Genomic DNA, 23,519 nt, shown 5'->3' on the forward strand with positions numbered 1-23,519 from the left:
AGCCCTTGGCCGCATGACCTCCGTGACTGACGACCTGCCGCTGGCGGCCGATTTTCCCAAGGCGACCGTCGAGGATTGGCGCAAGCTGGTCGACGGCGTTCTGAAGGGCGCGCCGTTCGAGAAGCTGGTCGGCAAGACCTATGACGGACTCAAGATCGATCCGCTCTATCCGCGCGCCAAGGGTGTCGCGCCCGTCGTGGGTCGACCGGCCGCCGCCCCCTGGCAAATCATCCAGCGGATCGACCATCCCGACGCGGCGCTCGCGAATGCACAGGCGTTGCAGGATCTGGAGAACGGCGCGACCGGGCTCGCGCTGGTGTTCGCCGGCGGCAGCGGCGCTCACGGGTTCGGTCTGGAACCTTCGGCCGAAGCCATCGCAAGGGTCTTGAAGGACATCCATCTCGATGCCGGCATCGGCCTCGAGCTTCAGATCGGTCCGCAATCGCGGATGGCCGCGATCCATGTCGCGGAATATGTGAAGAGCAGCGGCCTCGATCCCGCCGCCTGCAACATCCGCTTCGGGCTCGATCCGCTCGCGGCGGGCGCGGTGTGGGGCCACAGTCCCTATACCTGGGAGGAGATCGCCCCTGCCGTCACCGGCGCGATCAAGGGCCTCGCCGGGCTTGGTTTCAAGGGACCGTTCGCGTCCGCCGACGGACGCGTGATCCACGATGCCGGCGGCTCCGAGGTGCAGGAGCTCGCCTTCGTGCTCGCCTGCGGCGTCGCTTATCTGCGCGCGATCGAAGGCGCCGGCATTCCGCTCGAAGCCGCGCAGGGCATGGTCTATGCGCGGCTCGCCGCGGATGCCGACCAGTTCCTGACCATGGCGAAATTCCGCGCGCTGCGGCTGCTCTGGGCGCGCATCGAAACAGCGTGCGGGCTTACGCCCAAACCATTGTTCATCGCCGCCGACACGGCGTGGCGCATGCTGACGCAGCGCGATCCCTATGTGAACATGCTGCGCGCCACCATCGCGACATTCGCGGCGGGGCTGGCCGGCGCCAACGCGATCACCGTGCTGCCGCATACGCTGGCGCTCGGCCTGCCCGATCCGTTCGCGCGCCGTGTGGCGCGCAACACGCAAGCCCTGCTGCTGGAAGAGAGCAACCTCGCCAAGGTCTCTGATCCCGCCGCCGGCGCAGGCGGCATCGAGACGCTGACCGCGCAGCTTTGTGAGGCGGCCTGGACCCTATTCCAGGAGAGCGAGACGGCCGGCGGTGCGTTTGCCGCGCTTCAGCAAGGCCTGTTTCAGGGCAAGGTCGCGGCCGCGCGAAAAGCGCGCGACGCCAACATCGCAAGGCGTCGCGACGTGCTGACCGGCGCCAGCGAGTTTCCGAACCTGCACGAGAGCGAGACCGCGGTGCTGAAAGCGACGCCGGTCGAGCTGGCACCGTACGGCGAGCAGAAATACAAGTTCGATCCGCTGCCGCCGATCCGGCTGGCGGAACCGTTCGAGGCGCTGCGTGACAAATCCGACGCGGCGCTGAAGGCGCGCGGCTCCCGGCCGAAAGTGTTCCTGGCCAATCTCGGCACGGCCGCCGATTTCACGGCGCGCGCGACCTTTGCCAAGAGCTTCTTCGAAGCCGGCGGCATCGAAGCCCTAGATAGCGAGGGCTTTGCCGATGCGGCCAAGGTGGCTGCAGCGTTCAAGGCCTCGGGCGCCGAGCTTGCCTGTCTTTGTTCCAACGACAAGGTCTATGCGGAACACGCCGAAGCTGCAGCGAAGGCCCTGCAAACGGCCGGCGGTCGACATATCTATCTGGCAGGCCGCCCGACTGAGGCCGAGGCGGCGCTGCGGGCCGCCGGCGTCACGGGTTTTGTCTTCGCCGGAGGCGATGCGCTTGCCACTCTGCAAGACGCCTATCGACGGATGGAACAGAAATGACCGAACCAGGCAAACCAGTTCTCACCGGCGGCTGCCAATGCGGGGCCGTGCGCTTTGGCGTCACGACCGCGCCAACCAGGATTTCGATCTGTCACTGCCGCATGTGCCAGAAGGCGGCCGGCGCGCCGTTCGCGTCCTTTGCCGACATCAACAAGACCGACTTTGCCTGGACCAAGGGGCAGCCGTCGTTCTTCCGCTCCTCCACCATCGCCGAACGCGGCTTTTGCGCCGGCTGCGGCACGCCGCTGAGCTTCGGCCGCATCGACGGCGACCGGATCGAGATCATGACCGGCGCGTTCGACCGTCCTGACCAGATTATTCCGACACGACAGTTCGGCACCGAATCCCGCCTCGGCTGGGTGGTGGGCATCGCCAATCTGCCGAGCCAGACCACGCAACAGAATTACGGACCGGAGAAGATGGCGACCATCGTCAGCCATCAGCATCCGGATCATGATTGAGGATATGGTTGAAACCATGAGCCGCATTCCCAATTTCGCAGACGTCGCCTTCGAGCGCGCCACGACCGCCGCGCCGTCAGGCAACGCCGAACCGTGGCTGACGCCCGAGGGCATCTTGGTGAAGCCCGCCTATGGCGAGGCTGATCTGGCCGGCCTCGATTTCCTCGAGACCTATCCCGGCATCGCGCCTTACCTGCGCGGGCCCTACCCGACCATGTATGTCAACCAGCCCTGGACTATCCGGCAATATGCCGGCTTCTCCACGGCGGAGGATTCCAACGCGTTCTACCGCCGCAACCTCGCGGCCGGCCAGAAAGGCCTTTCCGTCGCCTTCGATCTCGCCACCCATCGCGGCTATGACTCGGACCATCCGCGCGTCGGCGGCGACGTCGGCATGGCCGGTGTCGCCATCGATTCCATCTACGACATGCGCACACTGTTCGCTGGGATTCCGCTCGACCAGATGAGCGTGTCCATGACCATGAACGGCGCAGTGCTGCCGATCCTCGCGCTCTACGTCGCCGCCGCCGAGGAACAGGGCGTGCCGCCGGAGAAGCTGTCGGGCACCATTCAGAACGACATTCTGAAAGAGTTCATGGTGCGCAACACCTACATCTATCCGCCCGCCCCTTCGATGCGGATCATCTCGGACATTTTTGCGTACACCTCGCAAAAGATGCCGAAATACAATTCGATCTCGATCTCCGGCTATCACATGCAGGAGGCCGGCGCGACGCAGGATCTCGAGCTCGCCTATACGCTCGCCGACGGCGTCGAATATTTGCGCGCCGGCCTAGCTGCAGGTCTCGACGTCGACCGCTTCGCGCCGCGCCTGTCGTTCTTCTGGGCGATCGGCATGAACTTCTTCATGGAAGTCGCCAAGCTGCGCGCCGCGCGCCTGCTCTGGGCGAAGCTGCTCAAGCCCTTCAACCCCAAAGACCCACGCTCGCTGTCGCTGCGCACGCACAGCCAGACCTCGGGCTGGTCGCTGACCGCGCAGGACGTCTTCAACAATGTGATGCGCACGACGGTGGAGGCGATGGCGGCGACCCAGGGCCACACCCAGTCGCTGCACACCAACGCGCTCGACGAGGCCCTCGCCTTGCCGACCGACTTCTCGGCGCGCATCGCCCGCAACACCCAGCTGTTCCTGCAGCAGGAGAGCGGCACCACGCGGATCATCGATCCCTGGGGCGGCTCGTATTACGTCGAGCGTCTCACGCGCGACCTCGCGGCGAAGGCGTGGGGCCACATCCAGGAGGTCGAGGAGCTCGGCGGCATGGCGAAGGCCATCGAGGCCGGCCTGCCGAAGCTGCGCATCGAGGAGGCCTCCGCCAAGACGCAGGCGCGGATCGACGCCGGCAAGCAGGCGGTGATCGGCGTCAACAAGTACAAGCCGACCGACGAGGCGCCGATCGACATCCTCAAGGTCGACAACACCAATGTCCGCCGCCTGCAGATCGACAAGCTGACGCGGCTGAAGAGCGAGCGCAACCAGAAGGACGTCGATGCCGCGCTCGCCGCGCTGACGCGCTCGGCCGGCGAGGGCAATGGCAATCTGCTCGCGCTCGCGATCGACGCGGCGCGCGCCAAGGCGACCGTCGGCGAAATCTCTGACGCGATGGAGAAGGTGTTCGGCCGCCACCGCGCCGAAATCAAGTCCATCACCGGCGTCTACAAGCGGGAGGCGTCCACCATGGGCAACCAGGTCGAGAAGGTTCAGGCGCTGATCGACGCCTTCGAGGAGGCTGAGGGCCGCCGCCCGCGCATCCTCGTCGCCAAGATCGGCCAGGACGGCCACGACCGCGGCCAGAAGGTGATCGCGTCCGCGTTTGCCGACATCGGCTTCGACGTCGACATCGGGCCGCTGTTTGCCACCGCCGATGAGGCCGCGCGGCAGGCGGTCGAGAACGACGTGCACATCCTCGGCGTCTCCTCGCTCGCCGCGGCCCACCTCACCGCCGTGCCGGAGCTGAAGGCGGCGCTCAAGAAGCAGGGCCGCGACGACATCATGATCATCGTCGGCGGCGTGGTGCCGCCGCAGGATTACGACGCGCTCTACGCCGCCGGCGCTGAAGCGATCTTCCCGCCGGGCACGGTGATCGCGGATGCGGCTGAAGAGCTGATCCGCAAGCTGAATGCGCGGCTCGGGCATAGCGAAGCGGCGGAGTAGCTTCGCCGTCTATTTCCCGACAAGAAGGAATTTGCGTGATGTTTTTCGCGCCAATGTTCATGCGCGCGCTCAGCGTCGCCACGGTTTGCAGCGCGCTGTTCGGTCCCGCCCACGCCGCCGACCCCAAGCCCGACGCCGCCGTCAAGACCAAGAGCATCGAGGCGCGCATGTTCCTCGACGACAGGATCAAGGCGGATACGGCGCTGGTGGCGGATTGCGTCGCGGAGGGCAAAAAATGGCTCAACAAGAATGCCGCCGAAGCTGCCGCCGCGCGCAAAGCCGACCCGCAATTCTTCAAGGACGGTGGCTGGGATTTCGAGCGCAAATATTCGGTCCGCTCCGTCGTTGCCGACCGCTACGTCAGCGTCCTCCGCAACGACTATATGAACACCCGCGGCGCGCATCCCAACTCGGACGTGAACACGATCCTGTGGGACAAGGCCGACAACAAGCGCATCTCGATCCGCCCGCTCTTCACCGATACTGCCGATAACGGGGCGACGATGAAGGCGATGGTGAAGGCCGTGATCGCCTCGCTCCGCACCGAGAAAACGAAGCGCGGCGCCGGCGAGACCGCAACCGACGAGTGGTTCAAAGAACTGAAACCGAGCCTGCTCAAGATCGGCGCGGTGACGCTCGCGCCGTCGACCGAGGCAGGCAAGAGCTCCGGCCTCACCTTCCACTATCCGCCCTACGCCGTCGGCCCCTACGCCGAGGGCGAGTATGTCGCCTTCGTGCCGTGGGAGACGCTGAAGCCGTATCTCACCGCGGAAGGCGCGCGCATCTTCGGCGGCGCGCGGCCGAAGGGCGACGCCGAGGAGCCGTGAGCGGTCGCTAACTGGCCCGCGCCAGCGTCCGCGCAAGTGAGTCCGTCCAATCAGGAATCCAGGACGCGAATAGCGACTGCCAGCGATCGGCATCCGCCGGCTCGGTATCGAGAGCCACCGACCATTCGATGAGGGTGCGATCGCCCTCGATGATCGGGCGCAGATGCATGGTGCCTTGATAGCGCGTCGGCGCAGGCGCCTGGCTTCCGTCATCTTGCGGATACGGCAGCGCGTCGAGACCGGCATAGGTCAGGGTGTGCTGCCGATCCGAGTGATCGACCAGGCGCTGGCGGATCCAGTTTCCGAGATAGCAGAAGCGCCTGATCGCGCCGACTTCATCCCCGCGCTTGTCGTCTTCGATCTCGCTCTCGCTCACGCCGTCGATGTAAGCGGGATAGTTGTTGAAATCGCGGATCAGCGACCAGACTTCGTCCAGCGGGCGGTCCAGCACGGCGCTATAATAGGCTTGGGTCATCGATGGCTTGCCTTTGGCTTTCGTTACGCGCAGAGGTTGGCGAATTGCGCTAGCAAAACCCACCCGATTTCCGACCGCCCATCCGATGGGCATCATGGTTTCACACAACATGGCGATCTCGTTGGTAGCGCTACCTTGCGGCGGTGCTGCAAAGCCGACTAGAATGGCACATTGAGAAGAGCACCCGACGTCACGGGCGCCGCTGGGAGAGATTCAATGTCCAAGATTTCGCGCCGCACCTTTGCGGCTTCGACCGCCGCCGTTGCCGCGTCCGCCGCATTCGGCTTCAAGCCCGCACTTGCGCAAGCCTATCCGGCCCGGCCGGTCACAGTGATCGTGCCGTGGGGCGCGGGCGGCGGAACCGACGCGACCGCGCGCATTGTCGCAGCGCTTCTGGAAAAGGACCTCGGCCAGCCCTTCAACGTGGTCAACCGCACCGGCGGCTCCGGCGTGGTCGGCCATAGCGCGATCGCGACCGCACAGCCCGACGGCTACACCATCGGCATGCTGACCGTCGAAATCTCGATGATGCACTGGCAGGGCCTCACCGAACTGACGCCGAAGAGCTACACGCCGCTGGCGCTGATGAACGAGGATCCCCCGGGCATCCAGGTCTCCTCCTCCTCCCCTTACAAGACGGTCAAGGAGCTGGCCGACGCGATCAAGGCGGCGCCTCCTGGCAAGTTCAAGGCCTCCGGCACCGGCCAGGGCGGCATCTGGCATCTGGCGCTGGTCGGCTGGATGCAGGCGATGGGCCTGCCCGCCAACCAGGTCGCCTGGGTGCCGTCGAACGGCGCGGCCCCTGCGATGCAGGATCTCGCCGCCGGCGGCCTCGACCTCACCACCTGCTCGGTGCCGGAGGCGCGCGCCATCATCGAGGCCGGCAAGGCCAGGAGCCTCGCCATCATGGCCCCCGCGCGCAACCCGATCTTCAAGGACGTGCCGACGCTGAAGGAAGCGATGGGCATCGATTATGCGACCGGCGCCTGGCGCGGCATCGGCGCCCCGAAGAACCTGCCGCCGGAGATCGCAACCAAGCTCACCGCGGCGCTGAAGAAGGTCTACGAGTCCGCCGAGTTCAAGGACTTCATGAGCAATCGCGGCTTCGGCACCGTGTGGGGCGATGCCGGCCAGTTCGCAGGCTTCATGGACAAGGGCGACGCCCAGATGGGTGAAGCGATGAAAGCGGCGGGCTTGAGCAAGGCGTGACCTTTCACAGCTCTCGCGTGAGATGACTTTGGCTGACGTGGTTGGTTCGCTCACTGCATCACCTCTCCCCGCGTGCGGGGGAGAGGTCGAATTCGAGCTTTGCTCGAATTCGGGTGAGAAGGACTCTCCACGCCTCCAACTCTCACCTCGCCCGCGGCGAGCCCCCCTCACCCCAACCCTTTCCCCGCAAGCGGGGAGAGGGAGCGCACCTCCTGTAGGACTCCTCCCCATGCGTCTTCCCGACTCCGTCACGGGATCGTTTCTCGTCGTCCTCGGCGCGGCTGCCGCCTATGGCGGCTACATCCTGCCGCCGGTGCCGGGTCAGCCGGTCGGCCCCAACGTGTTTCCGCTCGTGATCGGCAGCGGCCTTGCGCTGTGCGGGCTCGCGATCGTGTTCGGGATCGGCCACTCCTTCGAGGAGGAGGAAGAGCTGATCCCGCTGGAGGACGGCCAGGCGGCCGCTCCACCGCCGCAGGGCAAGCTCTACGGCCTGCGCGCTTTGCTGCCGCCAGCGCTGCTGCTGTTTTACGTCGCCGCGGCCGACCGACTCGGCTTCATCATCACCGCGGCGATCATGGTCTACGTGACGTCCACCGCGCTCGGTGCGAAGTGGAAGCTGGCGCTGCCGCTCGCCGCGCTGTCGCCGTTCGCCATCCACCTCATCTTCGGCAAGCTGCTCCGCGTGCCGCTGCCCGCCGGCCTGCTGCCGACGCCCTGGTAATCCCATGCTGAAGACCTTGCTTGACGCATTCGCGCTGATCTCCACCTGGGAGGTCATCATTTCGATGTTCGCGGCCTCCGTGTACGGGCTCGTGATCGGCTCGCTGCCGGGCCTGTCGGCGACGATGGCGACCGCCCTGCTCGTCCCCGTCACCTTCTACCTCTCGCCGATCGCGGCGATCGCGACCATCGTCGCGGCGTCCTCGATGGCGATCTTCTCCGGCGACATCCCCGGCGCACTGCTGCGCATTCCCGGCACGCCGGCCTCCGCGGCTTACGCGGACGAAGCTTACGCCATGACGCGCAAGGGCCAGGCCGAGCTCGCGCTCGGGGCCGGCGTGTGGTTTTCCGCGGTCGGCGGCATCGCCGGCGTGCTGTCGCTGATGATCCTGGCGCCGCCGCTTGCCGAGATCGCGCTGTCGTTCTCGACCTTCGAATATTTCTGGCTGGCGCTGCTCGGCCTGATGTGCGCCACCTTGGTGGCGCGCTCCTCCCCGGTGAAGGCGATCGCCGGCATGTTCCTCGGCCTGCTGGTTTCCTGCATCGGCATCGAAAATCCCGGCGGCGTGCCGCGCTTCACCTTCGGCCTCACCGATCTGTTCGGCGGCATCGAGCCGATCCCGGCGCTGGTCGGCGTGTTCGCGGTGGCGCAGGTGATGCGCGCGATGCTGACGCCGGAACCGCCGCCGCTGCCGCGGCGAAAATTCGGAAGCATCATGGCGGGACAGTGGAGGCTGACAAAGCTGTATCACTGGCAGATGACGCGCGGGAACATCGTCGGCATCATCATCGGCGTGCTGCCCGGCGCCGGTGCCGACATGGCCGCCTGGGTCTCCTACGCGATGTCGAAGCGCTTCTCCAAGGAGCCGGAAAAATTCGGCACCGGCCATGTCGAGGGCCTGGTCGAGGCCGGCGCCAGCAACAATGCCAGCATCGCCTCGGGCTGGGTGCCCTCGCTGCTGTTCGGCATCCCCGGCGACACCATCGCCGCGATCGCGATCGGCGTGCTCTACATGAAGGGCCTCAATCCGGGCCCGACGCTGTTCACCGAGAAGGCGTCGAGCATGTACGCGATCTATCTGATGTTCATCATCGCGAACATCATGATGATCCCGCTCGGCATCGCCATGATCCGGGTTGCCGCCTACATCCTGCTGGCGCCGCGCTCGACCATAATGCCGATCATCATGCTGTGCTGTGCGGTCGGCTCGTTCGCGATCGGCAACAACATGTTCGGCGTCGTCACCGTCGCCGCCTTCGGCGTGATCGGCTACGTGATGGAGGCGAACGGCTATCCCGTCGCCGCGATGGTGCTCGGCATCGTCATGGGCACCATGGTCGAGCAGGCCTTCGTGACCTCGCTGATCAAGTCGGACGGCAGTATTTTGCCGTTCTTCGAACGCCCCGTTGCCGCGATCCTCGCCGCGATGGCGATCGGCGCGCTGCTCTGGCCGGTGATGGTGTGGGTCTGGCGCAAGGTAAAACAGCCGCAAGCCGCGGCAGCCACGAGCCGGTGATATCGGGCGGGCGGGCCTCGCCTGCCCCGCCTCGGCATTGTAAAGCAGGGGCATGACTGAGAAGAAGCCCTCGCTCGACATCAAGACCCTCGCCAAGGAGCTCCGCGGCGGCAGCCGCGCGGCGCTGGCGCGGGCCATCACGCTGGTGGAGAGCCGGCGCGCCGACCATCAGGCGCTGGCGCGCGAGCTGGTGCAGAGGCTTCTGCCGGAGACCGGCAAGGCGTTTCGCGTTGGCATCACGGGATCGCCCGGCGTCGGCAAGTCCACCACCATCGATGTGCTCGGGACCTATCTGATCGAGCAGGGCCACAAGGTCGCGGTGCTTGCGGTCGATCCGTCCTCGGCTCGCAGCGGCGGCTCGATCCTCGGCGACAAGACGCGGATGGCGCGGCTGTCGGCCTCGGACGATGCCTTCATCCGCCCGTCGCCGTCCTCGGGCACGCTCGGCGGCGTCGCCGCGAAAACGCGTGAGGCGATGCTGTTATGCGAGGCCGCCGGCTTCGGCGTCGTGCTGGTCGAGACCGTCGGCATCGGACAGTCCGAGACCGCGGTCTGCGACATGACCGATTTCTTCCTCGCGCTGATGCTGCCGGGCGGCGGCGACGAATTGCAGGGCATCAAGAAGGGCCTGGTCGAGCTCGCCGACATGATCGCGATCAACAAGGCCGATGGCGACAACCTCAAGCGCGCCAACATCACCGCCGCCGACTATCGCGGCGCGCTGCATATCCTCAGCCCCCGATCCGAGCACTGGCATCCACCCGTCGTCACCTATTCGGCGCTGGCCGGCACCGGCATCGCCGAGCTCTGGCAGAAGGTCCTCGACCATCGCAAGGCGATGAACGCGTCCGGCGATTTCGCCGCGCGGCGGCGCGACCAGCAGGTGAAATGGATGTGGTCGATGCTGGAGCAGCGCATGCTGGCGCGGCTGCGCAGCGAGGCCTCGGTTCGCACGAAGGTCCGGAAGATCGAGACCGAGGTCGCCGAGGGCCATCTCACGCCGGCCCTCGCCGCCGAGCAGATCTTGGAGTTGCTGAAATGAGCGAAAAGCTCCGCATTCTCCTCACCGGCTTCGGCCCGTTTCCCGGCGCGCCCTATAACCCGACCCAGCCGCTGGTCGCGCGGCTCGCGCAACTGCGCCGTCCGGCACTCGACGATGTCGCGATCTCCAGTCACATCTTCCCGGTCACCTATGCCGCGGTCGACCGGCAATTGCCGGAGGTGATCGCGAAGGGGAAGCCGGATGCGCTGTTGATGTTCGGCCTCGCCGCGCGCACGCCTTACCTGCGGATCGAGACCCGCGCGCGCAACGCCGTCACCATGCTCTGGCCCGATGCCGCCAACACCCGATCGAGCAAGCGCGGCATCGCCGGCCATGCCGACGCGATGAATTTCGGTCCGCACACGGCAAGGCTGCTGCGCGCCGCGCGCCTCACCGGCATCGATGCGCGCTCCTCGCGCGATGCCGGCGCCTATCTCTGCAACTACCTGAGCTGGCGCGCGATCGAGAACGTGAAGGCGGGCGGCCCGCAGCTCGCCGCGTTCATCCACATTCCCCTTCTCGCACGCAGCGGCGCGGTTCGGCGCAAGGGTGCGCCGCGGATCACACTGGAAGAGCTGGTGGATGCGGGGGAAGCGATGCTGATGGAGATGGTGGCGTTGGCGAGGAAGGGGCGGAACACGCCGGCTTCGTAGGGTGGGCAAAGGCGCCCCTGCGCCGTGCCCACCATCTCGTTCCATCTCCCGTCAATTCGTGGGCACGCTACGCTTTGCCCACCCTACGGCACCGTCTCTGCGTAAACATTTAACCCTACCGCGAACAATCCCCGCGCCCTCGCCTGCCCTGCGCTACCTAGTCGGCGCGGATGCCCTCCCGCCTCCGCCGGAGGACGCGTCATGGACCTCAATCGCCGCCATCTGATCGGAGCTTCGACCGCAGGCATCGCGGGCTCGCTCGCCATGCCGGCCGACGCCGCGCGCGCGGCACCACTGACATCCCTGCTCGGCCGCGATGCCACACAATACGGCGTGCGGCCCGGCAGCAGCGAAGATCAGACCCGCGCGCTGCAGCGCGCGATCGACGAAGCTGCACGCGCACAGCTGCCGCTGGCGCTACCACCCGGCGTCTATCGCGCCGGGCTGTTGCGGCTGCCCAACGGCGCGCAATTGATCGGTGTGCGCGGGGCGACGAAACTCGTCTTCACCGGCGGCGCCTCGGCGATCCAGAGCGACGGTTCGGACTCCATCGGCCTCACCGGCATCACTTTCGACGGCGGCAGCATTCCGCTGCCGGCGCGGCGCGGGCTGATCCATGTCCTCGGCGGGCGCGATACGCGCATCACTGATTGCGAGATCACGAACTCAGGCGGCAGCGGCATCTGGCTCGAACAGGTCTCCGGCGACATCTCCGGCAACATCTTCACTGACATCGCGGTGACCGCGGTGGTCTCGTTCGACGCCAGGGGCCTCGGCGTCTCCCGCAACACGATTCTCGGCACCAACGACAATGGCATCGAGATCCTGCGCACCGCGATCGGCGACGACGGAACGCTAGTTGCCGACAACCGCATCGAGAACATCAAGGCCGGTCCCGGCGGCTCCGGCCAGTACGGCAACGCCATCAACGCCTTTCGCGCCGGCAACGTGATCGTGCGCGGCAACCGCATCAGGAACTGCGATTACTCCGCAGTGCGTGGCAACTCCGCCTCCAACATCCACATCACAGGCAACAGCGTCAGCGACGTGCGCGAGGTCGCGCTCTATTCGGAGTTTACGTTCGAGGCCGCGGTGATCGCCAACAACACGGTCGACGGCGCCGCGGTCGGCGTCTCCGTCTGCAATTTCAACGAAGGCGGCCGCATCGCGGTGGTCCAGGGCAACATCATCCGCAACCTCGTTCCGAAGCGCCCGATCGGCACCGCGCCGGACGACGATGCCGGCGTCGGCATCTACATCGAGGCGGATACCTCGGTGACCGGAAACGTGATCGAGAACGCGCCGTCCTACGGCATCGTCGCCGGCTGGGGCAAATATCTGCGCGACGTCGCGATCACGGGCAACGTGATCCGCAAGGCCCTCGCCGGCGTCGGCGTCTCCGTCGTGCCGGGCGCCGGCATCGCGCTGGTCAACAACAACATGATCTCCGAGACCCCGCGCGGCGCCGTGGTGGGACTGGACCATGCGCGTGCGGTGACGTCGGATCTGTCAGCCGACGGCGCGCAGCGGTTCGCGCAGGTGGTGCTCGGCGGCAATGCGGTGCGCAGGTAGGCGTGGCTGACAGCCGGGCCGGTCATCCTTCGAGGCTCGCTCCGCGGTGCTCTGCACCGCGAAACTCGCACCTCAGCATGACGGGATAGCCTTTGGGTTGTCGCATCAAACTTGACAACCCAAACACTGCCGTCATCCTGAGGCGCTCCCCACGTGGCGCAGCGCGCCACGTGGGGAGCCTCGAAGGATGATGTTGTGGGCATCTATATCTACATGCTGCAATGCGCCGACGGCTCTTTCTACATTGGAAGCGCGACCGGTGAGGATACGTCCAAACGTGTCGATGAGCATAATGCCGGCGCTTATCCCGGGTATACTTATTCGAGGCGTCCCGTCGTCCTGGTGTGGTCCGAGTATTTCGATCGGATCATCGACGGGATTGCCGCCGAACGTCAGCTCAAGGGATGGAGCCGCGCCAAGAAGGAAGCGCTCATTCGTTCGGATTGGAAGGCGGTGAGCCAGTTTGCGCGGCGTCGGGCGGGAGCGCCTAGATCGAAGACATAAGCTTAGTATGGCGGCAGATGGGCCGCTCATCCTTCGAGGCTCCCCATGGGACGCCTTGCGTCCCATGCCTCGCACCTCAGGATGACGGGGCGAGAGAGGCGGCCGACTCTGCTCGGGCCTCACCCACGGCCTTAGAACGCATTCCTGAGCAGCGGGTACTTGGCTTCGAGGCCGTCGAGGCTGAAGGTGAATTCGACGACGCGCTCGCGGGCTGCGACGATTTCTTCGGCCGGCGGGGTGAACTGCGGCAGGAGCGATGCCATTGCAGCAGGCGCAGCCGTCTGCGGCTTCGCGGCAGGAACCGCGAGTGGCGGCCTCACTTCAGGCGCCGCGCGCGGCGCCATTGCGGCGGGCACGGCGAGCGGTGACCTCACGGCAGGTGCGGTCAGCGGCACCCTCGCCGCGGGAGCCTTGAGCGGCGGCATCTCGGCAGGCGCGATAAACGACGCCATCGCAGCGGAGGCTGCGGGCGCGGCGAGCGGCGCGACCGGGGCTTCGGTGATCTCGGCGAGAACGTCCGGCTTCGGATCGAGCCTGACCGGCACGGCGGTCTCGGGGGCGATGTGGACGGCCTTTGGCTGCAGGGTCTTGGGCTGCACGATCTGCGCCTGCTGCTCGCGCGGAAACACGCGGGGCATGGTCGCCGGCGACCAGCCGAATGCCGGCGTCACGCTCGCGGCGGCCTCGGCGACGTCCCCACCGGTCGCGAGCGCGCGCCAGGTCTGGACCGCCCGCTTGGCTTCCTGGATGTTTTCGAGAAATGCGATCTCGGAGTGATAACGGCGCCAGCGGCCGGTCTCGAACATTTCGGAGAGATGTTGCAGCCGCTGCTCGGCGAGAGCGCACCAGCGCGCCGCGACGTCGCGGCCAGCAACCACAGCACGCGCAGACGCCCAATCGGACGTGCAGCTAGACTCTTGGCGATGTGTCATGAACCAGCCCGTCAGGGGAAAACACGGACGCGGAGGACGCAACGCACACGAATCAATTTAGACGCGACATGAATATTTTGTGGAAAAGTTTTGACTTGTCCAGCAACGACACGGCATTCGTCGTCAATCACCGTAGTCGTGCGGAGATTTGCTGTGTTTTCGAGTCAAGCCTCGCACAAGCATAGCGGAGGTGCGACGCGCCGGGCGAACAGCCGACTCGAACATGGCGGCATCCCATCAACCGCAAGCTGAACGACGCGAGGCTTCGAAGAATCGGATGCCGAAAAGAAAAGACCCGTCCGGGGGGACAACCGGACGGGTCAAGCCATATGGGCGCTTGGGGTGGATGGGCGCTCGCGCCTGATATGACTGATGGGGAGGGATGACCGCTCCCACATAATTTGGTCGTGGCAGCTGGCTGAACGTTCAATGCGGGGTTCGATTTTTTGACCTTCGGCCCGCGCGCATCTTTGTCGCAGCCGCTATCGCGTCGCCGGCCTATCCGCCTGAGAAATCGTGGATTTATCGTCCGCACTCGACAACGAAGGTTGTTCGATCGCGCGGGTGCCAGGCTCGTCGCGACGCTTGCCGGCATCTTCACGTTTTGTTGTACCGGACGCAGCCGCAACCGGCGTCGCGCCGTCGGCGGGAACAGCCATGACCGCGGCAAACGCATCGGTCTGGCCGTCGCCGAAAAGCTCGTCACGCCCGGGGGAGCCGAGGTCGCGCGCGGTCTTCGCCAGCGTCACGCGCAGCGCTTCCGGCTTCAAGGTGTAATTGCGCTCGAGCAGCAACGCCGCGACGCCTGACACATAGGCGGCCGAGAACGAGGTTCCCGATGCCATCTGGTACTTGCCGTCCGGCGCCGGCAGGAAGATGTCGACCCCGGGCGCCGCGACGGCAATGTAATTGCCGCGGTTGGACGCGGTGAACAGCCTGTCCTGCTGGTCGGTCGCGCTGACCGCGATCACGTTCGGATTGGCGGCCGGATAGAGCGGCGGCGATTTTGCGCCGGCATTGCCGGCGGCGGCGATCAGCACGAGGCCGCGCGCGGCGGTCGCCGCGATGGCGCGCTCGATCACCGCATCCTTCGGACCGGCAAAGCTCATATTGACGATCTGCGCGCCGTGCTCGGCGGCGTAATTCAGCGACCGCAGGATGATGTAGGACGAGCTCTCGGCGCCGCCATTGCTGCCACCGAAGGCACGGATCGCGATGATGCGCGCCTGGGGGGCGCTGCCCATCAGCCGGTCATGCGCCACGATGGCGCCGGCGATGCCGGTGCCGTGGACGTGCGGCCCCTCCGCGCTGCCGAGTGCATCGAAATTGTCGGCGACGGAATTGGCGAGCTCGGGATGCCTGGTGTCGATGCCGGAGTCGATCACGGCAACCGTGACGTTGGCGCCGTGCGCCAGCGTATGCGCCTGCGGCAAGCGGAGCTTTGTCAGTGCATATTGCGCAGGATCGCCTTCGCTGGGGGGCGGCGATTTCTGGTCCTGCAGCACATAGCGGAAGTTCGCCTGGACCGAGCGCACGCTGCCGTCGGCCGCGAATTCGCGCCGCACCGTCTCGTACGGCCGGCCATCCGTGATGCGGAACAGACCGAACGTAGCCCCGATCAGCGGGAAGCTCTCCGACGAGATCCGCGTCAAGCCGTGCCGGCGGGCCAACGCGTCGGCATCACCGGGCGACAATGCGCCGTCGATCTCGGCCACGAATTCGTTGGCGAAGCTGCGAAGATTGGCGGCGGCCGGCGTGGCGTTGCCGCGGCCCTTGCCGGCGCTCTTCTTGGCGGGTTTGCCTGAGCCACCGCCGCCGGCATTCGGCTGCGCCAGGCATTCGCCGTCGGCATCGCGATAGGGCGCGGTGCAGGCCGGATACAGGTTCGGCGAGTAGCGCGCATAGGGCAGCACCGTCGTCGTCGGCCGCAGGCGCGACGTCGTGGTGTGGGGAATGGTCGCCATCGTCCGCGGGCCGCGGTCGACGGACACCGCCCTGGCCGAGATGGTCGGACCGATGCGCGGGGCGATGCTCGGAGAGATGGTCGGCGTTCGCGTGGGCACGCTGATCGTCGGCGTGCGCATGATCGCCTGCGCCTGCGCAACCTCGACGCCGAGACAGGCGGCGATCAAAAGCGCGGCGCCGACCGATGAAGCGTAGGCCCCGGCGCGCACCCTGCTCTCGGACTTGCCTGTCATCGGATCAGCGGCGCGCTCAAGGCGCCGCGACGGCGAGGTTGACGAACTTCTCGCGCTGCATCTTGCCGAGCAGCGAGGCGAACTCGTCCTGGCTCATCGCCTTGTCGAACTGGAGGCGGAACATGCCGCCCTTGGCATCGCCGATGATCGAGGCCTGGTAGCTGTCGAGCAGCGCGGTGATGTCGGCGACGCGGGCCTCGGGCGTGAAGCGCACCAGCGCGCGCGCCGGCGGAACGGTGGTGCCGAGTTCGCGAGTGATCGGACCGCTGGTCGAGAGCGAAGCGGTCTGGAAGGTCGCGGGCTGGTTCTTCATCAGCACGGCGCCGATGATTCCGGCTTGCAGCATCAGCCCGATGGCGCCAAGGCTCGCCGACCACGCCAGCGTGCGCGGCGACAGGCTCGCGAAGAAGGTCGAGATGCGCGCCGACAGCGGCCGCGAGCCGCTCGCCCGCGCCGGCTCGGCGTCGATCGCGGCGAACAGTTTCTGCAGCGCGCGCGCCGACGGAGCCCCCAAGCTCTCGTTCAGATGAATGGTCTCTTCGTACTCGCCGCGGATAGCCGCATACTGCCTGGCAAGCTCGGGATCGCGCGCCAGCGCATCCTCGACCCGCCGCGCATCGCGCGCGTTCAGCGTGCCGGCCGCGTGCCACGGCAGCAGCAGTTCAATTTCACTGGGCTCTTGCTCCAGCATCTTCTTGCTCAAAGCCATCATGGCCAGCCTCGCTCAACGCCGGCTGCCTTCAGCAGTTCGGCCAGTTTCTTGCGCGCATAGAACAAGCGCGTCTTCACAGTGTTTTCCGGTATTCCGACGATTTCGGCCACCTCTTCCACGGACTTCTCGTGGTAGTAGACGAGATCGACGATTTCCCGATGGTCCGGCGAGAGGCCCGTCAGACACTCCCGCAACGCTTCACTGGTATCCTTTTTCTGCACCACCGTTTCCGGATTGTCGGACGTATCCTCGATCGCGTTGGCGGCGTCTTCGTCCAGTTCGAAATCCTTCCTGCGCCGGAGCGCAGACAGGGCCTTGAAACGGGTGATTGCCAGTAGCCAGGTAGAAACGGCGGATCGGCCCTCGAACTTGCCGGCTTGACGCCAGACGTCGAGAAATACCTCGCTGATGAGGTCTTCCGCCGCCTGCTCGTCCCGCACGAGCCTCAGCCCGAACCTGTAGACCCTGACATGGTGCCGCCCGTACAGCACCTGCATGGCGAGCCGGTCACCTTGGGCGATCCTGGCGATCAGGACCTCGTCCGAAGCCGCCTGTGTCACGCTCAATGCCCGTCTCGCAAAGTTGGTCGGGTCGGCGCGGCGGACGGTTCGATAGGGGGGGCAAAATTCTTCAGTCTACCGCGGTCATACGGAGGCTTGTGTGACCTACCCCACATACGCGTGTTTTTCTTGTCCCACCCGCGGCCGTCAGCCGCCTTCATCCTGATTGGTAACATAATACTGCAACACTTCCCTGCGGAATGCCTGTCCGGCACAGGCGGCCCGGCCTCGTTCGGTTCCATAGCAACCCTGCACGACATATGTCTCGCCAAGCCCGGCTTAGGCTCGATCGCATCGCAAACGGATGCCTGATCGCCGGCAAAATTTCCCCGCCAGCAGCCTAGCACCTTGTTCCGCGCTGCACGGTTCGGATTCGGTTTCAAAGGATACCAAACCTAAAGGCTTGCCACGTAGATTTTTACGCTGACATCACCATTGGCGGGACCATGAGCACGGCCGCGACGTCCTTTCCCGAGAGGAATGCCGCTGAGGTCGCGGATCTCGTGCTCACGCCCGAGGCGGCGGCGTCCGAAGTGCTGGCGCGCCGAGCCCGGCAGCGCCGCCAGATGTTTATCGGCCAGGTGGCGAGCTATTCGCTGGGTGCCTCGGTCCTGCTGCTCTACGCCTATGGCGGCACGGTCTCCATGGCCGTTCCGTCGCTGTTCTGGCTCGGCGGCCTCCTGATCATCGGTACGTTCACCGTGCTGTCGGAAGCCGGCTTCGGCGACCGGTTCGAGGATCATTACCTCACCGTCTTCCAGATCTCGGCGCATATGGCGCTGCAGCTGCTGTTCCTGCTCGCAGTGCCGACGGCCGGGGTCGCTTTCCTCGCCGTGCTGTTCCTGATCTTCGCATTTGGCACGCTGCGCATGACCTCTCACCAGGCGATGGTCACCTGGGGCCTTGCGACATGCGGGCTCGCTTTGGTCTTCCTGGGCTCGGACCTGCCGATCGGGCTGCCGGTTGCGACCCGGCTGGAGCGAACCGCCTCGATGCTCTGTTTCGTGCTGGTGATCGGCCAGTGCGCCTTCCTCGGCCTGTTCGGCGCCACCCTGCGCAAGATCCTGTACCGGCGCAGCATCGAGCTGAAGGCCGCCTATCAGCGCATCGAGGAGCTGGCCGAGCTCGACGAACTCACCGGCTCCTACAATCGCCGCTGCATCATGCGGCTTCTCGACTCCGAGATCGAAAAGTCGCGGCAGGCATCGACGCCCTGCGCGATCGCGCTGATCGATCTCGACTGGTTCAAACGCATCAACGACGCCCACGGCCATCCCGTCGGCGACGAGGTGCTGCGCACTTTCGCGATCACCATGTTCGCCAACATCCGGCCGGCCGACTGCTTCGGCCGCTACGGCGGCGAGGAATTCCTCCTGCTGCTGCCGGACACAACGGGCGAGGCCGCACAGCGCACGCTCGAGCGCTTGCGCGGCATCGTCGCCGATCTCGACTGGAGCGCATTCTCCCTGAATTTGCGCGTGACCATTTCCGCGGGCGTCGTGACGCTGCGCGACGTCGATACTGCCGATACGTTTCTCGCGCGCGCCGATCGCGCGCTCTATTCCGCCAAGGCGCAAGGGCGCAATCGCATTGCAACGAGCTGACCAATCCATTTCTTCCCGCTGCGACAGAAGCCGCCGCCGGACCGAGCGCTCCAGGACAGGGCCATGAGATCCAGATCCGCAAAAACATCCGAGAATTTGCTCGAGGAACTGCAGGCTGCACTCTCGCACGGCACCGTCGCGCGCCGGGTCGAGACGCTGCGCCGCGTCACCGATCTGTTCGTGGGCAACGCGGTGGATTATTCCGACGACCACATCCGCGTGTTCGACGACGTGTTCCAGTGCCTGATCGAGCAGATCGAGACCTCGGCCAAGGCGCTGCTCGCCGACCGCCTCGCACCGGTTGCGGCCGCGCCGCCGAAAATCATCCGCACGCTCGCGCTCGACGAGGTCATCGAGGTCTCCGGCCCCGTGCTGTCGAAATCGGAACGGCTCGACGAGACGACCCTGATCGAGATCGCGCGCACGCGAGGTCAGGCGCATCTCAAGGCGATCTCGCTGCGGCGGGTGCTGTCGGAAGCGCTGACCGACGTGCTGGTGACGCGCGGCGACGAGGACGTGGTGCAATCGACCGTCAGCAATCCGGGCGCGCGGCTCTCCGAGGGAAGCCTCACCGATCTCGTCACCCGCGCCGAGCGCGACGACGACCTCGCCACGTGCATCGGACTGCGGCCGGACCTGCCGCGCCATCACTATTTGAAGCTGGTCGCCAAGGCGTCCTTGAGCGTGCGCAGGAAGCTCGAGGCCGCGCATCCGGAACTCATGGACGAGGTGTCGAGCGTGGTGCAGGAAGTGGCCCAGAGGGTCCGCGCCGCCGCCATGACGAAGCAGACCGAGATGGCGCGCGCGCTGGTGAGGTCGCTGCACGAGGACGGCCGTCTCAACGAATTCCAGATCACCAGTTTCGCCGAGCAGGGCAAGTTCGACGAAACCAATGCGGGGCTCGCGGCGCTCGCGGGCGTCGCGGTCGAGACCGCCGAGACCATGATGATCGAAAGCCGCACCGAGGGCGTGATGATCCTCGCCAAGGTCGCGGGCATGTCCTGGCCAAGCGTGCGCGCCATCATCGCCATGCGCGAGAAGCTCTCCGGCGGCTCGCAGACCGACATGCTGACGCTGCGCGACGTTTACGAGGCGCTGCGCAGCTCGACCGCGCAGCAGGTGCTGCGCTTCCACCGCATGCAGCTGGGCACGACGCCGGCGGCGTGAGGCCGGCGCGCTAGTAACGCAAAACCCTCGCCCCGACCGCCGCGCCGATCGCGGTCACCAGCGCGGTCGCGAGCGTGTACCAGGTCGCGACGAACAGCGGCGAATCGTCAGTGCAGTGCGAGGCATAGAGGGTCGCGGCAAGGCCGGCCGACACCAGGCCGGCGAGCGCTCCGGCAAGCGCCGGCCGCGACGGCGCGCCATGGCGCAGGCCGAACAGCGCCCCCGCAAGCAGCGGCAGCGACATCGCCGGAATTGCGACCAGGCACACCCTTGAGTTCTTGCCCATCAAGCGCATCGTCATCGGCATGGCCGGCGCCATCATCGCCTCACTGCCGATCGCGACCGCGAGCAGCCCGACGGGAAGCAGCAGCAGCCAGCCCCAGCCGCGCAGCAGGGCTTCCGGACGCGACAGATGCAGGCTGATGATGATGGCGGGAATCGCGAGCGACAGCGTCACCGCGAATTTCATGTCGAAGAACGGGTTGTGCATCGCGCTCATCACGTCGTGACGCACGCCGAGGAACGTCGCGAAGATCAGGATCGACAAGGGCGCGGCCACCAGGAGCGCCGTGGTCAGCACGGTGCCGACGCGCGGCGCCCGATGGGCGTTGTCGGCTGCGAGCGAACGGATGAGTTGATCGGTGTCCATGACTACTGATCCCGCAGTTTGGTCGTCAGCGCCGCAAGTCCGCGATGCAGCGCGACCCGCACGGCACCCTCGCTCATCGAAAACTTCGCCGCCGTATCCTTGATCGAGGCGCTCTCGACCGCGATCGACTGCAGCACGTCGCGCTGGCGCTGCGGCAGGGTGTTGAGCTGGGCCGCGACCTCGCCCGCGGAGGCCGTTTCCTCGGGCGCCTCGCCCGGCAGGGTTTCGGCGAAATCGTCGATATTGACGAAGACGCGCCTGCCGCGCCGGCGCAGCGCGTCGATCAGCTTGTTGCGGCCGATGGCAAACAGCCAGGGCGCGAAGGGGGCTTCGCTGTCCCAAGTGTGCCGCTTCAGATGCACCGCCAACAGAATCTCCTGCACGATATCCTCGGCCTGGTCGGGAGGCTGGCCTGCCCGTGCCAGGCCTCGCCTCGCGGCAGCACGCAGCACCGGCGTGACCGCCCTCAACAGGCGATGATAGGCCGCATCATCGCCAGCCATGGCCGACCGCATCAGGCCGGTCCATTCGTCCTCACGTCCGCGCACGCGCGCCCCTCACCATGCAATTCGGCCGTCCGTTCAATTTGTTACGCGGGTCCGACGAGATCACGAATTCGTGATATGCCCCGGACCTCGCGACCGATCCGGCCGTAAACGTCTGCGACGGCTCATAACACCGATCGGCCCGTCCCGCACCCGGCGGCTGGCTTCATGGGGGCCGGTCTGCCCCGGTTTTGCCCGGTGTAGCCCGAAGATTCCCATTTTCTGCCCCGCTGTCGTCACGCCCCGGGGTCTCTGTTCGTTTCCGGGACGGGCGGAATTGGGGAGATCATCACCATGATGAAAGCCAGCGGGCGCGCGGCCCTGATCGTTCTGGCCGGCCTATTGTTGCTGTTGGGAGGCCTTGCACAGGCGGCCCCAAGCTCAACCACAAGCAATTCGGACAGCGCTGGCAAGCAGGCCGACGCGGCCAAGCCGAGCAAGCACCGGCGCCATGAGTCACGCCGCACCACCACCAGCGGCAAGACAGCACAGAAATCCGACGACAAGGCCGACAAGACCGCCGCTCCGGCCCAGGCCGACGAGGCCAAGTCTGACAACAACAAGGCGGCCGACAACACGGCCGATAGTAGCGTCCCGGCCTCGAGCCAGATGCCGCCGGCGGTCGCCAACGCCAATGCGCAGGTCGCCACCACCGACACCCCGACTGCGGCAGCGGCCTCGGCGATGACGGACCGCGCCAACACCAATGTCCAGGCAGCGGCCGATAATACCAGTGCCGCGAACGCCGAGAGCCAGGTCGTCCCGCCCGATCAGCTCAACGACATCGACCGCGCTGCGCAACAGGACAACCCGCCGGCGCAGAAGGCGGTGATTGCCGCAACCGAGGCCCAGCCCCGGCCGGCACCGGTGATGGCAAGCGCCCAGCAAAGCTCTGCCTGGGACCAGAGCTCCCTGATCGGCAAGATCTTCATCGGCGTCGGCACGCTGCTGACGCTGGCGTCCGCCGCGCGCATGTTCATGGCGTGATTGCGGGCCCGATCCTGGCCTGAGAAACCTCCCCGGAACGCGCATCTCGCTGCGTGTTCCGGCGGCCGTTAGCCCCTTGAAGCTCACCGCGCCAGCGGGCACATTGCCTGCCCAATCAAAAGCGTGGGTGGAGCATGAGCACGTTCGAACACATCATCGTCGAAAGCAAAGGCGCGGTCGGCATCATCAAGCTGAATCGGCCGAAGCTGCTCAACGCGCTTTCCTTCGGCGTCTTCCGCGAGATCGCAGCTGCCGTCGACGATCTCGAGGCCGATGACGCCATCGGCTGCATCGTCGTGACCGGCAGCGAGAAGGCCTTTGCCGCCGGCGCCGACATCAAGGAGATGCAGCCGAAAGGCTTCATCGACATGTTCTCCGAGGATTTCGCCGCGATCGGCGGCGACCGGATCGCGCGGTGCCGCAAGCCGACGATTGCCGCGGTTGCCGGTTATGCGCTCGGCGGCGGCTGCGAGCTCGCCATGATGTGCGATTTCATCATCGCCGCCGACACCGCAAAGTTCGGCCAGCCCGAGATCACGCTCGGCACCATTCCCGGCATCGGCGGGACCCAGCGCCTGACACGCGCGATCGGCAAGTCCAAGGCGATGGACCTCTGCCTCACCGGCCGCATGATGGATGCGGCGGAAGCCGAGCGAAGCGGGCTCGTCAGCCGCATCGTGCCCGCTGACAAGCTGATGGACGAAGTGATGGCGGCGGCCGAGAAGATCGCCGCGATGTCGCGCCCTGCGGCCGCGATGGCCAAGGAAGCCGTGAACCGCGCCTTCGAGACGACGCTCGCCGAGGGCATGAGCGTCGAGCGCAACCTGTTCCACTCGACCTTCGCGCTGGAGGACCGCTCCGAGGGCATGGCGGCGTTCATCGAGAAGCGCAAGCCGGTGAACAAGAACCGATAACGTCAGGGAACGGGTCAGGCTGGTGTAAGGCTCGGCCGCGTTCCCGTGAGACGCTGTGACGAAGCTGCAACAAGCACGGATTTCATGGGGGTTTCCCCCGCGGCAGTTTGCCTGCGGGACCTCGGCTGGTTAAACAGTTAAGAGGCCACCGTCGGCGGGGGCGGACAGCCGAGGTTAAGCGGGATTACATGATTGGGCGTACCGCCAGAGCTG

22 protein-coding genes are annotated in these 23,519 nt (G+C 66.2%); 15 read left to right on the top strand and 7 right to left on the bottom strand.

The annotated features are described in order from the left end of the window. Window positions 1–13 precede the first annotated feature (13 nt). The 4 genes from GGD62_RS18870 to GGD62_RS18885 are packed head-to-tail and all read left to right on the top strand — an operon-like array spanning window position 14 to window position 5,346. Window positions 14–1,885, top strand: coding sequence for a methylmalonyl-CoA mutase family protein (locus tag GGD62_RS18870; RefSeq protein ID WP_183709466.1), 1,872 nt, complete (start codon window positions 14–16; stop codon window positions 1,883–1,885). Further along, window positions 1,882–2,346 carry a GFA family protein gene (locus GGD62_RS18875; protein ID WP_018315747.1) on the top strand — a complete coding sequence of 155 codons (465 nt, stop codon included), beginning with the start codon at window positions 1,882–1,884 and terminating at the stop codon, window positions 2,344–2,346. The genes GGD62_RS18870 and GGD62_RS18875 overlap by 4 nt, the downstream gene beginning before the upstream one ends. 16 nt (window positions 2,347–2,362) lie before the next feature. Next, window positions 2,363–4,519: a methylmalonyl-CoA mutase gene (gene scpA / locus GGD62_RS18880; protein WP_183709468.1), complete on the top strand. Its 2,157-nt coding sequence runs from the start codon at window positions 2,363–2,365 to the stop codon at window positions 4,517–4,519. 38 nt (window positions 4,520–4,557) lie between these two features. Beyond that, window positions 4,558–5,346 carry an RsiV family protein gene (locus GGD62_RS18885; protein WP_409333952.1) on the top strand — a complete coding sequence of 263 codons (789 nt, stop codon included), beginning with the start codon at window positions 4,558–4,560 and terminating at the stop codon, window positions 5,344–5,346. A 7-nt stretch (window positions 5,347–5,353) separates the two neighbouring features. Here GGD62_RS18885 and GGD62_RS18890 read toward each other — a convergent pair whose 3' ends face one another. Beyond that, window positions 5,354–5,821: an SRPBCC family protein gene (locus tag GGD62_RS18890; RefSeq protein WP_183709470.1), complete on the bottom strand. Its 468-nt coding sequence runs from the start codon at window positions 5,819–5,821 to the stop codon at window positions 5,354–5,356. Between the two features lie 216 nt (window positions 5,822–6,037). Between GGD62_RS18890 and GGD62_RS18895 the strand changes: the two genes are divergently transcribed. From GGD62_RS18895 to GGD62_RS18925, 7 genes are all read left to right on the top strand, one after another. Beyond that, window positions 6,038–7,030 carry a tripartite tricarboxylate transporter substrate binding protein gene (locus GGD62_RS18895; RefSeq protein WP_183237383.1) on the top strand — a complete coding sequence of 331 codons (993 nt, stop codon included), beginning with the start codon at window positions 6,038–6,040 and terminating at the stop codon, window positions 7,028–7,030. 229 nt (window positions 7,031–7,259) lie between these two features. Continuing rightward, window positions 7,260–7,751: a tripartite tricarboxylate transporter TctB family protein gene (locus tag GGD62_RS18900; protein WP_018315742.1), complete on the top strand. Its 492-nt coding sequence runs from the start codon at window positions 7,260–7,262 to the stop codon at window positions 7,749–7,751. A 4-nt stretch (window positions 7,752–7,755) separates the two neighbouring features. Continuing rightward, a complete protein-coding gene (locus tag GGD62_RS18905) occupies window positions 7,756–9,267 on the top strand; it encodes a tripartite tricarboxylate transporter permease (RefSeq protein WP_183709473.1) in 1,512 nt (503 codons plus the stop codon). Window positions 9,268–9,319: 52 nt separating this feature from the next. Then, window positions 9,320–10,309 carry a methylmalonyl Co-A mutase-associated GTPase MeaB gene (gene meaB / locus GGD62_RS18910; protein ID WP_183709475.1) on the top strand — a complete coding sequence of 330 codons (990 nt, stop codon included), beginning with the start codon at window positions 9,320–9,322 and terminating at the stop codon, window positions 10,307–10,309. Further along, entirely contained in the window at window positions 10,306–10,962 is a 657-nt protein-coding gene (locus GGD62_RS18915) for a pyroglutamyl-peptidase I (RefSeq protein WP_183709477.1), read from the top strand. The genes meaB and GGD62_RS18915 overlap by 4 nt, the downstream gene beginning before the upstream one ends. A 201-nt stretch (window positions 10,963–11,163) precedes the next feature. Continuing rightward, on the top strand, window positions 11,164–12,534 hold the full coding sequence (locus GGD62_RS18920; protein ID WP_183709479.1) for a TIGR03808 family TAT-translocated repetitive protein: 1,371 nt from the start codon (window positions 11,164–11,166) through the stop codon (window positions 12,532–12,534). A gap of 195 nt (window positions 12,535–12,729) precedes the next feature. Then, entirely contained in the window at window positions 12,730–13,038 is a 309-nt protein-coding gene (locus tag GGD62_RS18925; protein ID WP_026201544.1) for a GIY-YIG nuclease family protein, read from the top strand. 131 nt (window positions 13,039–13,169) lie between these two features. On the opposite strand, the gene GGD62_RS18930 is transcribed toward GGD62_RS18925, so the two are convergent. From GGD62_RS18930 to GGD62_RS18945, 4 genes are all read right to left on the bottom strand, one after another. Further along, complete coding sequence (locus tag GGD62_RS18930; RefSeq protein WP_183709481.1) at window positions 13,170–13,916, bottom strand: TIGR03809 family protein; 747 nt, start codon at window positions 13,914–13,916, stop codon at window positions 13,170–13,172. 536 nt (window positions 13,917–14,452) lie between these two features. Then, window positions 14,453–16,168: a S8 family serine peptidase gene (locus GGD62_RS18935; RefSeq protein WP_183709483.1), complete on the bottom strand. Its 1,716-nt coding sequence runs from the start codon at window positions 16,166–16,168 to the stop codon at window positions 14,453–14,455. Window positions 16,169–16,184: 16 nt separating this feature from the next. Continuing rightward, window positions 16,185–16,880 carry a hypothetical protein gene (locus GGD62_RS18940; RefSeq protein WP_183709485.1) on the bottom strand — a complete coding sequence of 232 codons (696 nt, stop codon included), beginning with the start codon at window positions 16,878–16,880 and terminating at the stop codon, window positions 16,185–16,187. Beyond that, complete coding sequence (locus GGD62_RS18945) at window positions 16,877–17,446, bottom strand: sigma-70 family RNA polymerase sigma factor (protein ID WP_018315733.1); 570 nt, start codon at window positions 17,444–17,446, stop codon at window positions 16,877–16,879. Before GGD62_RS18945 ends, GGD62_RS18940 begins: the two co-directional genes overlap by 4 nt. A 440-nt stretch (window positions 17,447–17,886) precedes the next feature. On the opposite strand from GGD62_RS18945, the gene GGD62_RS18950 reads away from it, so the two are divergent. Together GGD62_RS18950 and GGD62_RS18955 are read left to right on the top strand one after the other, a co-directional pair. Beyond that, on the top strand, window positions 17,887–19,044 hold the full coding sequence (locus GGD62_RS18950; RefSeq protein WP_183709487.1) for a GGDEF domain-containing protein: 1,158 nt from the start codon (window positions 17,887–17,889) through the stop codon (window positions 19,042–19,044). 63 nt (window positions 19,045–19,107) lie between these two features. Beyond that, window positions 19,108–20,211, top strand: a complete 1,104-nt coding sequence (locus tag GGD62_RS18955) for a DUF2336 domain-containing protein (protein ID WP_183709490.1) — start codon at window positions 19,108–19,110, stop codon at window positions 20,209–20,211. A 10-nt stretch (window positions 20,212–20,221) separates the two neighbouring features. On the opposite strand, the gene GGD62_RS18960 is transcribed toward GGD62_RS18955, so the two are convergent. Then, window positions 20,222–20,860 (bottom strand): NrsF family protein, encoded by a 639-nt coding sequence (locus tag GGD62_RS18960; RefSeq protein WP_183709492.1) that lies wholly within the window; start codon window positions 20,858–20,860, stop codon window positions 20,222–20,224. Window positions 20,861–20,862: 2 nt separating this feature from the next. Further along, a complete protein-coding gene (locus tag GGD62_RS18965; protein WP_092256690.1) occupies window positions 20,863–21,408 on the bottom strand; it encodes a sigma-70 family RNA polymerase sigma factor in 546 nt (181 codons plus the stop codon). 291 nt (window positions 21,409–21,699) lie between these two features. On the opposite strand from GGD62_RS18965, the gene GGD62_RS18970 reads away from it, so the two are divergent. Both GGD62_RS18970 and GGD62_RS18975 read left to right on the top strand, forming a co-directional pair. Next, window positions 21,700–22,392 (top strand): hypothetical protein, encoded by a 693-nt coding sequence (locus GGD62_RS18970; protein WP_183709494.1) that lies wholly within the window; start codon window positions 21,700–21,702, stop codon window positions 22,390–22,392. A 134-nt stretch (window positions 22,393–22,526) separates the two neighbouring features. Next, window positions 22,527–23,306 carry an enoyl-CoA hydratase gene (locus GGD62_RS18975; protein ID WP_183237374.1) on the top strand — a complete coding sequence of 260 codons (780 nt, stop codon included), beginning with the start codon at window positions 22,527–22,529 and terminating at the stop codon, window positions 23,304–23,306. Window positions 23,307–23,519: the final 213 nt, after the last annotated feature.

The organism is Bradyrhizobium sp. ERR14 (assembly GCF_014198235.1).
Taxonomy (GTDB): Bacteria; Pseudomonadota; Alphaproteobacteria; order Rhizobiales; family Xanthobacteraceae; genus Bradyrhizobium.

Coding starts and splice junctions, on each gene's coding strand:
- GGD62_RS18920 (WP_183709479.1), top strand. CDS start 11,164: ATGGACCTCAATCGCCGCCATCTGATCGGAGCTTCGACCGCAGGCATC.
- GGD62_RS18895 (WP_183237383.1), top strand. CDS start 6,038: ATGTCCAAGATTTCGCGCCGCACCTTTGCGGCTTCGACCGCCGCCGTT.
- GGD62_RS18875 (WP_018315747.1), top strand. CDS start 1,882: ATGACCGAACCAGGCAAACCAGTTCTCACCGGCGGCTGCCAATGCGGG.
- GGD62_RS18905 (WP_183709473.1), top strand. CDS start 7,756: ATGCTGAAGACCTTGCTTGACGCATTCGCGCTGATCTCCACCTGGGAG.
- meaB (WP_183709475.1), top strand. CDS start 9,320: ATGACTGAGAAGAAGCCCTCGCTCGACATCAAGACCCTCGCCAAGGAG.
- GGD62_RS18885 (WP_409333952.1), top strand. CDS start 4,558: ATGTTTTTCGCGCCAATGTTCATGCGCGCGCTCAGCGTCGCCACGGTT.
- GGD62_RS18870 (WP_183709466.1), top strand. CDS start 14: ATGACCTCCGTGACTGACGACCTGCCGCTGGCGGCCGATTTTCCCAAG.
- GGD62_RS18960 (WP_183709492.1), bottom strand. CDS start 20,860: ATGGACACCGATCAACTCATCCGTTCGCTCGCAGCCGACAACGCCCAT.
- GGD62_RS18915 (WP_183709477.1), top strand. CDS start 10,306: ATGAGCGAAAAGCTCCGCATTCTCCTCACCGGCTTCGGCCCGTTTCCC.
- GGD62_RS18940 (WP_183709485.1), bottom strand. CDS start 16,880: ATGATGGCTTTGAGCAAGAAGATGCTGGAGCAAGAGCCCAGTGAAATT.
- GGD62_RS18975 (WP_183237374.1), top strand. CDS start 22,527: ATGAGCACGTTCGAACACATCATCGTCGAAAGCAAAGGCGCGGTCGGC.
- GGD62_RS18950 (WP_183709487.1), top strand. CDS start 17,887: ATGAGCACGGCCGCGACGTCCTTTCCCGAGAGGAATGCCGCTGAGGTC.
- GGD62_RS18890 (WP_183709470.1), bottom strand. CDS start 5,821: ATGACCCAAGCCTATTATAGCGCCGTGCTGGACCGCCCGCTGGACGAA.
- GGD62_RS18970 (WP_183709494.1), top strand. CDS start 21,700: ATGATGAAAGCCAGCGGGCGCGCGGCCCTGATCGTTCTGGCCGGCCTA.
- GGD62_RS18955 (WP_183709490.1), top strand. CDS start 19,108: ATGAGATCCAGATCCGCAAAAACATCCGAGAATTTGCTCGAGGAACTG.
- scpA (WP_183709468.1), top strand. CDS start 2,363: ATGAGCCGCATTCCCAATTTCGCAGACGTCGCCTTCGAGCGCGCCACG.
- GGD62_RS18935 (WP_183709483.1), bottom strand. CDS start 16,168: ATGACAGGCAAGTCCGAGAGCAGGGTGCGCGCCGGGGCCTACGCTTCA.
- GGD62_RS18900 (WP_018315742.1), top strand. CDS start 7,260: ATGCGTCTTCCCGACTCCGTCACGGGATCGTTTCTCGTCGTCCTCGGC.